Annotated in this window: 11 protein-coding genes; 1 reads left to right on the forward strand and 10 read right to left on the reverse strand. The window is 55.2% G+C overall.

Annotation, left to right across the window (positions count from 1 at the left end):
- Nucleotides 1–21: 21 nt before the first annotated feature.
- The 10 genes from SB13_RS10730 to lolC all read right to left on the reverse strand — a co-directional run bounded on the left by SB13_RS10730 (nt 22) and on the right by lolC (nt 11,462).
- Nucleotides 22–570 (reverse strand): YcbK family protein, encoded by a 549-nt coding sequence (locus SB13_RS10730; RefSeq protein ID WP_026740353.1) that lies wholly within the window; start codon nt 568–570, stop codon nt 22–24.
- Nucleotides 571–736: 166 nt separating this feature from the next.
- Nucleotides 737–2,455, reverse strand: a complete 1,719-nt coding sequence (gene ldtD, locus SB13_RS10735) for a L,D-transpeptidase (RefSeq protein WP_026740354.1) — start codon at nt 2,453–2,455, stop codon at nt 737–739.
- A gap of 344 nt (nt 2,456–2,799) precedes the next feature.
- Complete coding sequence (locus tag SB13_RS10740) at nt 2,800–4,251, reverse strand: protein adenylyltransferase SelO (RefSeq protein ID WP_026740355.1); 1,452 nt, start codon at nt 4,249–4,251, stop codon at nt 2,800–2,802.
- Nucleotides 4,252–4,354: 103 nt separating this feature from the next.
- Nucleotides 4,355–5,089, reverse strand: coding sequence for an EAL domain-containing protein (locus SB13_RS10745; protein ID WP_026740356.1), 735 nt, complete (start codon nt 5,087–5,089; stop codon nt 4,355–4,357).
- A 486-nt stretch (nt 5,090–5,575) separates the two neighbouring features.
- Nucleotides 5,576–6,007 carry an NlpC/P60 family protein gene (locus SB13_RS10750; RefSeq protein ID WP_394296373.1) on the reverse strand — a complete coding sequence of 144 codons (432 nt, stop codon included), beginning with the start codon at nt 6,005–6,007 and terminating at the stop codon, nt 5,576–5,578.
- A gap of 479 nt (nt 6,008–6,486) precedes the next feature.
- Nucleotides 6,487–7,317 carry a Sir2 family NAD+-dependent deacetylase gene (gene cobB / locus SB13_RS10755; RefSeq protein ID WP_026740358.1) on the reverse strand — a complete coding sequence of 277 codons (831 nt, stop codon included), beginning with the start codon at nt 7,315–7,317 and terminating at the stop codon, nt 6,487–6,489.
- A gap of 9 nt (nt 7,318–7,326) precedes the next feature.
- Nucleotides 7,327–8,241 carry an N-acetylglucosamine kinase gene (gene nagK, locus SB13_RS10760; protein WP_026740359.1) on the reverse strand — a complete coding sequence of 305 codons (915 nt, stop codon included), beginning with the start codon at nt 8,239–8,241 and terminating at the stop codon, nt 7,327–7,329.
- A gap of 74 nt (nt 8,242–8,315) precedes the next feature.
- On the reverse strand, nt 8,316–9,563 hold the full coding sequence (gene lolE / locus SB13_RS10765; protein ID WP_026740360.1) for a lipoprotein-releasing ABC transporter permease subunit LolE: 1,248 nt from the start codon (nt 9,561–9,563) through the stop codon (nt 8,316–8,318).
- Complete coding sequence (gene lolD / locus SB13_RS10770) at nt 9,560–10,267, reverse strand: lipoprotein-releasing ABC transporter ATP-binding protein LolD (RefSeq protein WP_026740361.1); 708 nt, start codon at nt 10,265–10,267, stop codon at nt 9,560–9,562. Before lolD ends, lolE begins: the two co-directional genes overlap by 4 nt.
- Nucleotides 10,260–11,462 carry a lipoprotein-releasing ABC transporter permease subunit LolC gene (gene lolC, locus SB13_RS10775; protein ID WP_026740362.1) on the reverse strand — a complete coding sequence of 401 codons (1,203 nt, stop codon included), beginning with the start codon at nt 11,460–11,462 and terminating at the stop codon, nt 10,260–10,262. The genes lolD and lolC overlap by 8 nt, the downstream gene beginning before the upstream one ends.
- Nucleotides 11,463–11,598: 136 nt before the next feature.
- On the opposite strand from lolC, the gene mfd reads away from it, so the two are divergent.
- Complete coding sequence (gene mfd, locus SB13_RS10780) at nt 11,599–15,048, forward strand: transcription-repair coupling factor (protein ID WP_026740363.1); 3,450 nt, start codon at nt 11,599–11,601, stop codon at nt 15,046–15,048.
- Nucleotides 15,049–15,475: the final 427 nt, after the last annotated feature.

Here is a 15,475-nt window from a genome sequence, read left to right on the forward strand (position 1 = left end):
CTGCGGGCTGTTTTCTCTTTCTTACCAGGTACGCGCAGGACCTGTATCAATATGTACGAAGTTGCTGCGTGGATAGTATCCGACGCCGCCCGCCCGCATTTTCACTGCCGCTTTGCGGATATTCGCCAGTTGCACGCCTTCAATATGAAAATCCATCGCTTTACCCTGCGTATGGTAGCTTTGTTTAGCCACGCCACGGCTGTGAGAGCGGAGGTCTTCATTAGTACCACGCGAGCGATAACCCGAAATCAGCTGCACTGGCTTGTTGTTTCCCAACATGACCTGTAATCGATATAACTGATCGAAAAGCTGCGGATCGATGCTTTTNATTTTATTAGCGCGATAATCGCGGAAGAAATAATCTAATCGGGTAAGTTCTTCTTTTATATAACGTCGCCCATCGAAAAACTCTGCTTTTAGACGTTCGCCTGTATTGAGATTATTGAGTGTTAAGATTCGAGGACGTGCAGTAGATAATGAGGCGAGTGACTGACCAGGAAGCAAGGCTATGCCCAAAGCAGCCCCTCCGAGCGTCAACCATTTGCGACGATGGTTATCGATGTGTTCCATATGGCAATATTACCCAGGCTAATAATCGGTGTGAGGGCACAAAACGCGCACCGCTTTGAACCTTAACCGCCGAAACTTGCTGAGTCAACCCGCCCTACGGCGAGGTGTGATAAGCGCCCCGCCCGCGGCATCGGCTGACTCAGCCGTAACTTACGGAAATCCTTGCTTACTGCAATAATAATCCTACTTTGGACAGCATGGATTCACCCGTTTTGGACCGTCCATCATAATTGTAAATATCTGTACGATATTGGGCTTTGCCATCCTCTGCGACCCAAGCCGTCAAATAATAGAAGTTGACCGGAATACGCTTGCGCATGGTGACGTATGTCGTATTCCCCTCTTCCAAGGTCGAGGACACCCGCGCACTATTCCAACCTGCATCCTGCAACAGCAGCCCGGCCAGCTCAGCGGCCTTATTGACTCGCACACAACCCGAACTCAATGCCCGAATATCTTTATGGAACAGATTATGGTTCGGAGTGTCATGTAAATAGATGGCTTCAGAGTTCGGCATATTGAATTTATAACGTCCCAGCGAATTGGTGCTTCCCGGCGCCTGACGCAGACGATAAGGGAATCGGTCAGCTGACACCTGAGACCAATCGATCATGGTAGGGTCGATCGGCTGCGCGTTCTCACTCCAATCAGACAACAGCGTGTAACCATGACGCTGTAAATATCCCGGGTCCATAATCACCTTGGGAATGATGTCCTGACGGGTCAGTGTCGTTGGCACATTCCAGGGCGGATTGACAACCACGTTAACTAACGCGCTACTCATCAACGGAGTTTTACGTTTCGGCTGCCCGACAATCACTCGGGAAGATAAAATTTCGGCGCCATTCTGATAATAGGTCAGCGAAAAGTTGGGAATGTTGACCAAAATGCCGTTCGACACATTGTCGGGAATTAATCGCAACCGCTGAATGTTCAGCGCCAGCAGCGTTGCCCGCATTTGCGACGACACATTCAGCCAGTCTTTTGTCCGCTTCCCTATCGCACCATCGTCTTGTAAGCCGTGCCAATGTTGGAAACGCTTAACGGCATCAACCAATTCCCCCGTGTAGACGTTCGTTGCCCCCGACGGCGCTGTGGTCCCGCTGCCATCAGTCGAAGGGGAGTCATTGAACAGCGGCAAGGTAGTCGCATTCGAGGCCAACATGCCGGTACGTTGCAAAATCTCCTGCAGAGCCGGCAACTCGCTGCTTTGATCGCCCGGACGCAGCGTCCCGCCAAGCTGCAATTTGGGCCACGGACGTTTGTCCAACAGGCTCGCTTTCAACGCTTCATGCATCTTCACATACTGGGAGTGCCGCGGAGCCAAGGTGGCGACGAATTCTGCGCTACGGCCTTCTTTAACCGCATTTTGCCATTCGGTAATCAGCCCTGACGGAGGTAAAGATAGCGTATAAGGCACATTGGCGTATAACCAGCTGCTCCCATTTTTGTCCACGCCTGAGACGTATTGCAGATAGCCCAACATGGCATCGGACAGCACCCGGTCCCTCGCCAATCCGGTCAGTTTGGGGTCGGTCAACCAGGAAACCCACGTCGTGAACTGTGGCTGAATCCCTGCGAGCGCCAACTCGGCTAATTGTTGTTGGAATGCATTAACGGCTCGACTATCTGACCACATAGGCTGCTCAGCCGTTTGCCTATACAGCCCGCGCAGCGCAGAGTCATAATGCAGTGTCATGCCTGTAGGCAATGGCCCGCGCGAACTGGTAGCCGCAGGCTCTGCGGTGGATATTGGCGTCGTCGTCCCTGACAGCATGGTTTGCGTGGCCGCCTGAGCTGAAAACGCAATCAGGCCGCTAAGCCAAAGCGTGCCTCCCGTTATGCCCAGTCTTAGACCTTGCATTTTTCTTTTTGCTAACAACATCCAATAATCCCCTGTTTTTACCTTACCGAATTCAGTACTCGTCCTTGCCGCATTATGGAAAGAGATTTTGCATTTGCGGAAAGTCACGGTGCTTTGTGGAAAAGAAACCTGTCTGATGAGGAGCGGGTATGAATTCAGATCGCTTTAAACGCTAGTATATAAACAGAAAATAATTTTTGCTTCAGGCGGAATGAACTTATTTTGTAGAAACTTGTCCCCTTAGGAGAGATTTGTTTACAAAATAACCTAATCCCTATTGAATCAGGCAGTTCCCCACGCAAACAAACGGCCATGAGAATACCTCAGCCTCGACAAACCCAATCACCGTGTTGATGTCTGGTCATTTAGCTGGAGCAGGATATCTCGAGGTGCTTTCCCCATTCGGGGGGAGGCGCTGATAGTTCAGCCAAATCCGGCTGTGCTTCGAAAGGATGACTGATAGCCCGATGTAGACGCGTCAACGCACTGACATCATCCCGCTCAGCGCCTTCAATGGCCTGCTGCGCCAGATAGTTACGCAATACGTAGGTCGGATTTGCTTTGTACATGCTCTCGCGTCGCGCAGTATCATCAGCTGGCTCCAGGCGTAAGCGACGGCGATACGCGCCAAACCAGCGATCGAAGGCTTCGCGGTCGATAAATTCGTCACGAAGCGGCGAACGCTCATTTTGCACTTCCGTCTCGGACAGCAGCAGGAAAGTCCGATGATAGTCGCCTTTTTCCTGTTGCAAGAGCCGGAATAATCCCGTCAGGATATCATTGTCCGCGTGTTCTGATGATGAGAAGCCAAGCTTAGCGCGCATTAGATCGCCGTACTGCTGCATTAATACCGGCGCGTAGCGATCTAGCGCGGATTGCAATGTCTCAGGCGGCATGAGTCCGGAAAGCGACTGGGCCAGCCGATGCAAATTCCACTGGGCCGCAGCCGGCTGATTATCAAAAGAGTAGCGCCCTTGATAGTCAGAGTGGTTACAGATGAAATGGGGATCGTAATCGTCCAGAAAGCCGAAGGGGCCGAAGTCAATCGTCATCCCAAGAATAGACATGTTATCTGTGTTCATGACGCCATGCGCAAAGCCTACCGACTGCCAATGTGCGATGAGACGCGCGGTGCGCTCCACCACGTCGGTAAACCACAGACGATATTTGTCCGATTCCTGGTGCCACTGCGGCCAGTGGTGCTCTATGACAAAATCGGCCAGCTGGCGCACTTTGTCCGGTTCACGGCGATAATAGAAGTGTTCGAAGTGACCAAAACGCACATGGCTTTCCGCGACTCGCAGTAGCATTGCGCCCCGCTCCTCCGTTTCACGTTGCACCCCTTGTTCACTCGTGGCGATAGTCAGTGCGCGAGTCGTCGGTATCCCCAACGCATGTAATGCCTCGGAGGCCAAAAACTCTCGGATCACAGAACGGAGCACGGCACGCCCATCCCCCTGACGTGAATAGGGCGTTTTCCCCGCGCCCTTGAGATGCCAGTCGACGTGGCGTCCGTCGGCTAGCTGCTGCTCGCCTAATAAAATTCCGCGACCATCCCCTAATTGTCCGGCCCAAACGCCAAACTGATGTCCGCTATAAACCTGCGCAATAGGCTGCATTCCCGGCAGACTTTTTTCACCGCACCAAATAGGGCTGTTTTCGGGAGTAAACCAGTCAGCGGACAATCCGAGCTCATCGGCAAGCGCTTCGCTGTGATAAAGCAGCCTGCCCCCCTGCAACGGGGAAGGTTCCAGTTGGGTATAAAAGCCGGGCAGCTGCTGATAATAACGATTGTTGAATTTAGGGGGGTACGGCATGGTCGGGTCCTCTCTTTACCGCAGTGTAGAGCGGAGTTCGAGGAATTAACACCGAGTAAAGATAAGGGTATTCGCGGCCGAAAAAAGATGATTGCCGATAGATTTAGCCGTAGCACACCGCAGCCGGCAGTTTCTGATCCAGCTGTTCTAACGGCACCGCAGGCCACAGCTGCCCCTGAACGCCACTGATGTCCAGATCGTACGACTGTTCAAGTAGCGCTGGACTGTCAATGCCCTGAGCAATCACCATCATACCGGCGTTGTGCTTTTTGATGACGCTCAGCATGGGGTTGATCATGGACACTTCCGTCGGACGCATTAATAAGCGTTGAACGAAACGGGGATCCAATTTCACATGGCGAAATAAGCCATCATAGAAGGGTTTCAAATTGGTTTTTCCCGAGCCGAAATTATCCAGCCACAAATTGAATGATTTACTGAGTGCCAAAATATTAGGATTATCCTTACCCTCGTCGAGGTTGGGATAAATCTCATTAATTTCGAGTTGGATAAAAGAAAGTGTGTTGAGTGTCTCTTTAATTTTTTCATCGCGAATCACTAATTCAGACAATGCACGATCAATCTTAAGCAAAACCATCACTTGATTATCTCTAAACCAAGACGCTTTGCTTTTAATAATAAGAAGTTGTTCTTTAAATAAAGCGACTTTCTGCGATCTATCGAGCAGGCTCATCAGGATACTCTGAGGCATAGCCAGGTTGCCGGCGGCGCTGTGGAAGCGGCCAGTCATTTCCACGGCCAGCAGCCGGGCATCCAGGCTATAGACCGGTGAAAAGAGGTAGTTGCTGATATACTCCACATCAAGCTGGATACGCATAGTGTTTTGCCAGAATTAAATAATGTGAACATTCACCCGAACAGAGACGCAAGCGACGACACGTTTCTATTCACCACAACTCAATCAGTAATTATTCATCTATTGATCGTTTGTAATATATTAATCATAAGTCTAATAGATTAAGACATTTAAAGTCACGAGAATGCGATGGTCGTAATAAAAAACTACGCAGGGTAAAAGCCGAATAAAGAACATCCTGCAGATACTCTATAATGTGTCCCCAAGAGAACACAATTCGTTTTTCACTTTTCAGACAAACCCCCAATAAGCGTTGCAGTTTATTAACAAACATTTCAATTCCCAAACGTTATTCATATATCGCCCACGGCGCATCACAAATATTCAACCACCGTTGCAACATGCTTGATTCGCATTTTTAGCCTGGATTCAATCCGTTGAAAGGCTTCTCACCGTCTTAAGCTCAATCCGTCGGCTCAGAAAGAGGCTGGCATTGCCCGACAGCCTTCAGATTCTGCGCGCCTGCCAATAAGCGCGTTTCCAGTAAACGTTGTTCAGCGATGAACGAATGACGCCTTTGCTGGTAGAGGCATGGATAAATTGTTCATTGGCATCATAAATACCCACATGCATACCGCTGTTGCCGCTTCCGGTTTTGAAAAAAACCAGATCGCCCGGCAACAGGTCCTCTTTGTCGATACGCGTACCAACTTCCACCTGATCTTCAGTGGAACGAGGTAACTGCAGGCCAAACTTGTCACGGAATGTCACAAAAACGAAGCCCGAGCAATCCACGCCCCGCCGGTCAAGGCCACCATAGCGGTAGGGTGTACCCCGCCATTCGGCCAGCTGCTGGTGTAACTGTGCCTTGACTTCCCGAGAGTCGCTCAAGCGGCCGTTAAGCTGCGGCGCATGATGGCTGCACCCCGTGAGGATCATGAGAACTGCTGCCAACACTATAAATTTCCAACGCAACACGTACATACGCTCACTCACGTTCGGGAAGATAATTGACCTGCCATACTGGCTTTCTATGGCCTTAGTCAGAACATTATAATGCTTATTATTTTAAACAATGGCTGAAATACCCCATCGATTTTTGCATTTGCCCTATGATGACACCGATGATGCAACAATAACTAAACAAAACAGTATCTCTGCCCCGCTTGTCACAATAAAAAGCGCGGTCCGTTTAACCTGGTCTGTATGGGGTAACCTGGAAAAGGGTGCCCGCATCAAGCAGCAGACGTTGCGCAGACACAAAAGAAACCCACCAAACTTGCTGGAATAAAAGCGAAAAAAAAGGCCCATGCGCTGCATGAACCCTCACATCAACTTAACTGATTCAGTCACCACGCCCTCGATCACGCGAGGGGCGCGCCAAACGTTCGCCTCCACCCTTGGGGGCGGTGATGAGCTTAAAACGAGATGCTGATATGCGCTAACAACCAGCGGCGAACGAAATCCGGCACCACCTGGCTGGCGGGGCCATAAATTTTTTCGTCGAAATGGCTTTCGACCTGACTCGGCTCCAGATTCAGCTCAATCGTATGAGCGCCATGCTGATGCGCCTCATACACAAATCCGGCAGCCGGATAGACGTTGCCCGATGTGCCGATGGCCACGAAGAAATCCGCTTCGGTTAACGCCTGATAAATGCGGTCCATCTCCAGCGGCATTTCGCCAAACCAGACAATGTGAGGACGCAGCCGGGCCGGTATTTCACAGCACGTACACCGTTCGTCTATGCCGACGTCTCCGTCCCGTTCGAACACCTGCCCGCTCCGGTCGCAACGCACCTTATACAATTCGCCATGCATGTGCACAACGCGCTGGCTGCCAGCCCGTTCATGCAAATCATCGATGTTCTGCGTAACCAGCAGAAAGTCGTCGCCTAGAATCTCTTCCCACTGCGCCAGCGCACGGTGAGCCTCATTCGGGGCGATCTCCGGCTGCGTCAGCTGACGACGTCGGTCATTGTAAAAACGCTGAACCAGCGCAGGATCCCGCGAGAATCCCTCCGGCGTCGCCACGTCTTCTACCCGATGTTCTTCCCACAGCCCATCGGCAGCGCGAAAAGTACGGATGCCGGATTCAGCGGAAATACCCGCTCCGGTGAGCACCACGACACGAGGTTTTTTCACGTGTTTCACCGCCAGATAATCGATGTGAAATATACGCGCACGCAAACGCTGATGACGCATACGCTTCCCCTGACGAAAACGGCCTAAACGCCGATGCGAATGCATGTTTGCTCCTTAAAGCTCCAGTAAGTGTAGCAAAGCCGCTCCCCGGACACCGCCTGCGTCCCCATAGCGCGCCTTTTCGATCGAAGGCAAACGTGCCGTGGGGAGCAGGAAGTCAGGTAAATAATGCGGCAAGAGTGAATAAATAGCGCCAAAATTAGACAGGCCGCCGCCCAGCACCAGCAGATCCGGGTCAAGCAACGTCAGCAGAGTGCCCAGACAGGCGGCGAGCAGCTTCACGTAACGCTCAACATGGATCTTGGCCTGCTTATCACCAGCGTAATAGCGCTGAATAATCGCGGTGGCAGGCAGCGCCTGTGAATAGTCATGCTGGTAGAGCCTCTCGAAGCCCCGGCCTGAAATGTAGTTTTCTACACACCCCTTCCGGCCGCATCCGCAGGGCGCGCGACACGACCCCCATCCCAGAATATCCAACGCGTCCACCGGCAAACGGGTATGGCCAAACTCCCCGGTGATGCCGTTCGCGCCATTGACCGGATGGCCGTTGACGATAAGCCCCCCGCCGACCCCGGTCCCTAAAATGAGGCCGACAATGACCGGATAACGGCGGAAATCAGCGTGGTGTGCTTCCGAAAGGGCAAAACAGTTGGCGTCGTTGCTGATGCGGATGTCTCGTTGCAACAGACGGGTAAGATCCTGCCGCAACGGTCGTCCCATCGCGGAGGGCAGATTAGCGGTGAACAACGTGCTGGTGTCCTGCTCATACAGCCCGGGCACGCCGATACCAATGGATCCCGGGGTTCCGGCCACGGTATCGGCCTCATCGGTCAGCTGCTTCAGCGTCGTCAGCAGTTGACCATAGTCATCGCGCGGCGTCGCCACGCGTTTTTGCCACACCGGTCGCCAGTCGGCGTCGAACACACCGATCTCTATTTTGGTGCCGCCGATGTCGAACCCGTAATACATACCCTACTCCCGTCACTACGGCTGGCTCAGGATTCGACGCTATCGCGCCTGAGCCGTGAACGTTATGCGCCCGCTTACTGACCGCTCAACACCCTGGCGGGATCGATGCGGCTGGCCCGGCGTGCGGGATACCAGCTGGCGATCAGGCTGAGAGCCAATGCCGTGACCAACACCAGAATGACGTCGGCGGCATGCAGTTCCGACGGCAAGAAATCGATAAAGTAGATATCGCCGGACAGAAAGCGATGACCGGTTATCGTCTCAATACCGCGGATCAGCGGCGTGAGCTGCAGCGTCGCGATAATCCCGACGATGGCCCCCAGCACGCTGCCCAGCAGTCCCGCCAGCAGACCATACCAGACGAAAATGGCGCGAATAAGTCCGTCTCCGGCGCCCAGCGTTCTTAACACCGCGATATCGCTGCTCTTGTCTTTCACCGCCATCACCAGCGTGGACACAATATTGAAACTGGCGACGCCAATCACCAGCACCATCGCCAGATACATAATCGTGCGGATCATCTGAATATCGCGGTACATATAACCGTAAGTGCCAATCCAGCTGCGGATGTAAACGTACTCTTCCGTAACCTTACCCGCGTCGCGCACCAGTTGATTGGCGGCGAACACGTCATCCATCTTCAGCGCCAGACCGGTCACCGCATCGCCCATATCCAGATAGCCCTGAGCGTCTTTCAGCGGGACTAACGCCAGACTGTGATCGAGCTGTCCGCTCAGTTGGAGAATTCCGGTGACGTGCAAACGGATGCGCTTCGGTTGTAGCAGCTTCATCTGCGGATCGCTGTTGGGGATCATCACCGTCACCCATTCGCCTTCCTTCACGCCTAAAGCGTCGGCCACGCCTTTGCCCAGTACGACCTGCTGTTCGCCGGCCTGAAAGCGGCTCCAGGCGTCGTTAAGAACAAAGTGCGGCAGCGCGCTTAAACGAAGCTCCTGCTGCGGGTCGACGCCTTTAAACTGAATCGCCCTCAGATTGGCGCCATGCTCCAGTAATCCGGTAAAGTTGATGTAAGGCGCCACCGCCGCAATGCCCGGCACCGATTCGACCTTCGGGATCAGCCCCTGCCAGCCCTTGAAGGGGGGATTGACCGCTTCGATCTCTCCATGCGGCACCACGGCCAAAATACGATTTTTCAGTTCACGCTCGAAGCCGTTCATCGCGCTCAAACCGACGATCAGCACCGCCACGCCCAGCGCAATACCGATCGTGGAAATCGCCGAGATCAGCGACACCATACCGCTGCGTCTCCGTCCCCGACTGAACCGCAATCCCACCCGGAGTGAAAGTGGAGGAAAACTCATTGCGGCGCCCCCACCAGAGTCAGCTCCTGCTGCAGTTGGCCGTCGCGCATTTCCAACTGGCGGCTGAGCCGATGCGCCAGCTGTAAATCATGTGTTACCACCAGAAATGCCGTGCCCTGACGCACGTTGAGTTCGCCCAACAGTTCAAAGATGGTATCTGCCGTACGCTGATCGAGATTACCGGTCGGTTCATCGGCCAACACCAAGGACGGGTTGTTGACCAGCGCGCGGGCGATCGCGACGCGCTGACGCTCACCGCCGGAAAGCTCCGCCGAACGATGGTGACTGCGCTTTTCCAGCCCGACAGCCGCCAGCATTTCACGCGCCTGCTCTTTGGCTGCTTTTGGCGGCGTTTTGCCGATCAACAGCGGCATAGCCACGTTTTCCAACGCGGTGAAATCCGGAAGCAGATGATGAAACTGATAGATGAACCCCAGCTCGCGGTTACGCAACGCCGCTTTGGCCGCGGGCGAAAGCGTATTCAGGGGTTTGTCTTTGAAAATCACCTCGCCGGATGTCGGCGTATCTAGGCCGCCCAGCAAATGCAACAGCGTACTTTTACCGGAACCCGAACTCCCGACTATTGCCATCAATTCGCCCGGCGCCATATCGAACGAGACGTCCTTCAGCACATCGGTCGATACCTTCCCGTCCTGGTAGCGCTTGCACAAATGGCGGCACTGTAACAGTAAAGTCTTATTCATAACGTAAAGCCTCAGCAGGATGGACGGCGGCGGCGCGCCAGGAAGGGTAAAGCGTGGAGAGCAACGCCAGCAGCATCGCCACGAGGGCGATAACGGTCACCTGCAGCGGCTCAATCACCACCGGCAGAGATCCGCCGTCGATGAGCAGCCCCAGCAACGGCAGCAGCGTATTAAGCTGGCTGGCCAACAGCACGCCGAGCAACGCGCCGACCAGCGAACCGAATACGCCTGCGCCGCCGCCCTGAACCATAAACAGCGCCATGATCTGACGCTGCGTCAATCCCTGCGTTTGTAAAATCGCCACTTCTCCCTGTTTCTCCATCACCAGCAGTCCTAAAGATGTGATGATGTTAAAGGCCGCGACGGCCACGATGAGGCTCAACAACAGCCCCATCATATTTTTCTCCATTCGTACCGCCTGAAACAGCTCGCCCTTACGCTCGCGCCAGTCTTTCCATACGGTCCCAGCGGGTAATGACTGCTGACTGAGCGCGTCTACCGCCAACGGTTCCTGCAACCAGAGCCGCCAGCCGGTGATGTTGCCAAGCGGGTAGCGCAACAGTCGAGAGGCGTCCTGCTGATTGACCAACAGCTGATAGCCGTCCACCTCGCTCTGGGCGGCAAAAGTGCCCGCTACGGTGAACAGACGTTGACTGGGGATTCGGCCCATCGGCGTCAGCTGGCTGGCGCTGGTCACCATCAGGCGCAGCTGATCGCCGCGCTTGACGCCCAGCTGGCTCGCCAACTGTTCGCCCAGAATGACCTGATAGGCCCCCGGCTGCAGCTGCTGCTGGCGGGTGTTGACCAGATAGCGTGACAACGGTTCGTCTTCATCCGGGTTAATGCCGAGCATGACGCCCACCGCGACGCCGCGAGCGCTTTGCAACACCACGTCGCCGGTCGTCAGGGGCGCGACGCGCGTCACCCCTTCAAGATTTTGCAGACCGGTGGCGGGGACATGGTCAGGATTCAGCGATCCCTGGGGCGTGGTGATCAACGCCTGAGGCATCAGTCCCAGAATGCTTTTTTCCAGTTCTCGCTCAAATCCGTTCATGACTGAAAGGACGGTGACCAGCGCCATCACACCGAGGGTGATGCCGATAGCCGACAGCCAGGAGACAAACCGCCCAAAGCGGTCCGAGGCACGCCCACGCATGTAGCGAAGGCCGATAAATAACGCGACAGGTTGATACATGAAATCCGTCTGGATGAGGTTGCTAAAGCAAAGTGATCAAGGATAATAAAGGGTAGTACCGCTTTATGGAACCCTAACTATCTCTCTCTCCGGCTTTTTCTTAGAGGGGCCGAGATTAAGACCTGATAATCAGACTATGCCTGAACAATACCGTTATACCTTGCCACGCAAAGCGGGAGAGCAGCGCCTGCTGGGCGAATTGACCGGTGCTGCATGCGCCGTGGAATGCGCAGAAATCATTGAACGTCATGCAGGACTGGTGGTGCTAATCGCCCCGGATATGCAAAACGCGCTGCGGCTTCGTGACGAAATCCAACAGTTTACGGATCAGCCGGTCACCACCTTGCCGGACTGGGAAACCTTGCCCTACGACAGTTTCTCGCCTCATCAGGAAATTATCTCTGCCCGACTCGCGACGTTGTATCAACTGCCGTTGATGGAGCGCGGCGTTCTGATCCTGCCGGTTAACACGTTGATGCAAAAAGTCTGCCCACATACCTTCCTGCATGGGCATGCGCTGATGCTGAAGAAAGGGCAGCATTTATCCCGCAACAAACTGCGCGATCAGTTGGAACAGGCGGGTTATCGCAGTGTGGATCAGGTGATGGAACATGGGGAGTTCGCCACACGTGGCGCTTTGCTCGATCTGTTTCCGATGGGCAGCGAAGAACCGTTCCGCATCGACTTCTTCGACGATGATATCGACAGTCTGCGGCTGTTCGATGTGGATACTCAGCGAACGCTGAACGAGGTCGATCACATCAGCCTGCTGCCCGCTCACGAGTTCCCGACGGACAAAGACGCCATTGAGCTGTTCCGCAGCCAATGGCGCGAGCAGTTCGACGTGCGCCGCGATCCGGAGCATGTCTACCAGCAGGTCAGCAAGAACACCTGGCCCGCCGGGATTGAGTACTGGCAGCCGCTGTTTTTCAGCCAGCCCCTGCCCTCGCTGTTCAGCTACTTCCCGGAAGGCACGCTGCTTGTCAACAGCGGCGATTTACAGCACAGCGCCGAACGTTTCTGGCAGGATATTCAGCAGCGCTATGACAGCCGCAGTGTCGATCCGATGCGTCCGCTGCTGGCGCCTCCCGTCTTATGGCTCCCGGTCGACTCGCTACTCAGCGAAATCAAGCAGTGGCCGCGCGTGCAGCTACGCACGGAGTCTCTGCCGTCGAAAGCCGCCAACGTCAATCTGGGCTACCAGACGCTGCCGCCTCTGGCCGTCGAGCATCAGCAAAAATCTCCGCTTGATGCGCTGCGCCGCTTCGNGGAGCCGTTCAGCGGCCGTATCGTGTTCTCGGTAGAAAGCGAGGGCCGACGGGAAACGCTGCAGGAACTGTTGTCGCGAATCAAACTGGCGCCAAAGCCGATTGCCCGTCTGGATCAAGCGCAGGAACCCGGCTGTTATCTGCAGGTCGGGGCGAGCGAACATGGATTCGTGGACACCCTGCGACACTGGGCGCTGATATGCGAAAGCGATCTGCTGGGTGAGCGCGTCAGCCGACCGCGTCAGGACAACCGACGCGCCATCAACACGGAAACGCTCATCCGCAACCTGGCGGAGCTGCGCACCGGGCAACCGGTCGTGCACCTAGAACATGGTGTGGGGCGCTATGCCGGGCTGACCACCCTTGAAGCAGGCGGTATCACGGCGGAGTACCTGATCCTGCATTACGCCGGCAACGACAAACTCTATGTGCCGGTCTCCTCCCTGCACCTGATCAGCCGTTATGCGGGCGGCAGCGACGAAAACGCGCCGTTGCACAAGCTGGGCGGCGACGCCTGGGTCCGCGCCCGTCAAAAAGCCGCCGAGAAAGTTCGCGATGTCGCCGCCGAGCTGCTGGATGTGTATGCGCAGCGCGAGGCCAAGCGCGGTTTCGCCTTCAAGCACGACAAAGCCCAATACCAGCTGTTCTGCGAAGGTTTCCCGTTCGAAACCACGCCGGATCAGGCTCAGGCCATCAACGCCGTGTTGAGCGACATGTGCCAACCGTTGGCGATGGATCGCCTGGTGTGCGGCGATGTGGGCTTCGGCAAAACCGAAGTCGCCATGCGCGCCGCCTATCTGGCGGTCGAAAACCATAAACAGGTCGCCGTTTTGGTCCCCACGACACTACTGGCGCAGCAGCACTTTGATAATTTCCGTGACCGCTTCGCCAACTGGCCCGTTCGCATTGAGATGATTTCCCGCTTCCGCAGTCAGAGCGAACAATCACAGGTGCTGGAACAAACGCGCGAGGGTAAAGTCGATATTCTCATCGGCACCCATAAGCTGTTGCAGAGCGATGTGCACTGGCACGATCTCGGACTGCTGATTGTGGATGAAGAGCACCGCTTTGGCGTACGTCACAAAGAACGCATCAAAGCCATGCGCGCCAATGTGGATATTCTGACGCTGACCGCGACGCCTATCCCGCGAACGCTGAATATGGCGATGAGCGGTATGCGCGATTTATCGATCATCGCCACTCCGCCGGCACGCCGTCTGGCGGTCAAAACCTTTGTGCGTGAATATGACAGCCTGGTAGTGCGGGAAGCGATTCTGCGCGAAACGCTGCGCGGCGGTCAGGNGTATTACCTGTATAACGATGTCGAAAATATCGAAAAGGCGGCGCAACGACTCAGCGAGCTGGTGCCGGAAGCGCGGATCACCATCGGCCACGGGCAGATGCGCGAACGCGATCTCGAACGAGTCATGAACGACTTCCATCACCAACGTTTCAACGTGCTGGTGTGTACGACGATTATTGAAACCGGCATCGATATTCCAAGCGCCAATACCATCATCATTGAGCGCGCCGATCATTTTGGTCTGGCGCAGCTCCACCAGTTGCGCGGACGCGTAGGCCGCTCTCACCATCAGGCCTACGCCTACCTGTTGACCCCGAATCCGAAGGCTATGAGCACGGACGCGCACAAACGTCTGGAGGCTATCGCTTCGCTGGAAGATCTCGGCGCCGGCTTCGCGCTGGCAACCCACGATCTGGAGATCCGTGGCGCAGGCGAGCTACTGGGCGAAGGGCAAAGCGGACAGATGGAAAGCGTCGGCTTCTCGCTGTATATGGAGTTGCTGGAGAGCGCAGTCGAATCGCTCAAGGAAGGTCGGGAACCCTCGCTGGAGGATCTGATCAGCAACCAGACCGACGTCGAGCTGCGGCTGCCTTCCCTGCTGCCGGAAGACTTCATTCCTGATGTGAATACCCGGCTGTCGTTCTACAAACGTATCGCCAGCGCCCACGGAGATGGCGAGTTGACGGATCTCAGAGCCGAGCTGATCGACCGATTCGGTCCGCTACCGGACGCCGCGCGCAACCTGTTGCAGATCGCGGCGCTACGCCAGCAGGCGCAGGCATTGGGCATCAAGCGGATAGAAGGTCACGACAAAGGCGGCTTCATCGAATTCAGCCAAAATAACCGCGTCGAGCCGAGCCATCTGATTGGTTTGCTGCAGCGAGAACCCAGCGTGTATCGCTTGGATGGTCCGACCCGTCTCAAATTCATTACCGATCTGAGCGATCGCCCTGCGCGATTAACCTTCATCCGCGAACTGTTGACCGCGATGGCGCAGCACACGTGCCCGGCCTAAGGTGCGTAACCGCGTGTGGCGGGCGAGTGCGTCTGTCTCTCGCCTGACTGAAAAGACCCCGGTTCTAAACGGGGTCTTTTCAGTTCACGCCCTGTTTCACCGCTCGTTTCCGCGCGACAACACGCCGCTCTCCATGTTTGGCTCTCCCGCAGATGTCCTCCCCCTTGAGACAAACGCTCTCGTCAATACGCACTATCAAGGTGCAGCACAACGCTGCCCGACGGACGATGCGCATGCCATTGACGTCTTTTCACTCTCTGGCGCCTTGCTTAGCGAGGGATGGCCTTCCTTCAGATTTGGCAGTATGCATCATGGCATCAATTTTGCGTCATGATGCACCCCGCCGGACAACCGTGCTCGGCGCATAGGCCGGCGGCCCGTAACAGCGAAGGATTCAGGTAAACGTTCTACGCTTAAGCGGTCACCC

Source organism: Lonsdalea quercina subsp. quercina (assembly GCF_000688695.1).
Taxonomy (GTDB): Bacteria; Pseudomonadota; Gammaproteobacteria; order Enterobacterales; family Enterobacteriaceae; genus Lonsdalea; species Lonsdalea quercina_D.

What these genes read in the sequence shown, in the direction of transcription:
- lolE (WP_026740360.1), bottom strand. Translation starts at nt 9,563, where the DNA reads ATGAGTTTTCCTCCACTTTCACTCCGGGTGGGATTGCGGTTCAGTCGG.
- lolD (WP_026740361.1), bottom strand. Translation starts at nt 10,267, where the DNA reads ATGAATAAGACTTTACTGTTACAGTGCCGCCATTTGTGCAAGCGCTAC.
- SB13_RS10750 (WP_394296373.1), bottom strand. Translation starts at nt 6,007, where the DNA reads ATGATCCTCACGGGGTGCAGCCATCATGCGCCGCAGCTTAACGGCCGC.
- ldtD (WP_026740354.1), bottom strand. Translation starts at nt 2,455, where the DNA reads ATGTTGTTAGCAAAAAGAAAAATGCAAGGTCTAAGACTGGGCATAACG.
- SB13_RS10740 (WP_026740355.1), bottom strand. Translation starts at nt 4,251, where the DNA reads ATGCCGTACCCCCCTAAATTCAACAATCGTTATTATCAGCAGCTGCCC.
- nagK (WP_026740359.1), bottom strand. Translation starts at nt 8,241, where the DNA reads ATGTATTACGGGTTCGACATCGGCGGCACCAAAATAGAGATCGGTGTG.
- cobB (WP_026740358.1), bottom strand. Translation starts at nt 7,317, where the DNA reads ATGCATTCGCATCGGCGTTTAGGCCGTTTTCGTCAGGGGAAGCGTATG.
- SB13_RS10745 (WP_026740356.1), bottom strand. Translation starts at nt 5,089, where the DNA reads ATGCGTATCCAGCTTGATGTGGAGTATATCAGCAACTACCTCTTTTCA.
- lolC (WP_026740362.1), bottom strand. Translation starts at nt 11,462, where the DNA reads ATGTATCAACCTGTCGCGTTATTTATCGGCCTTCGCTACATGCGTGGG.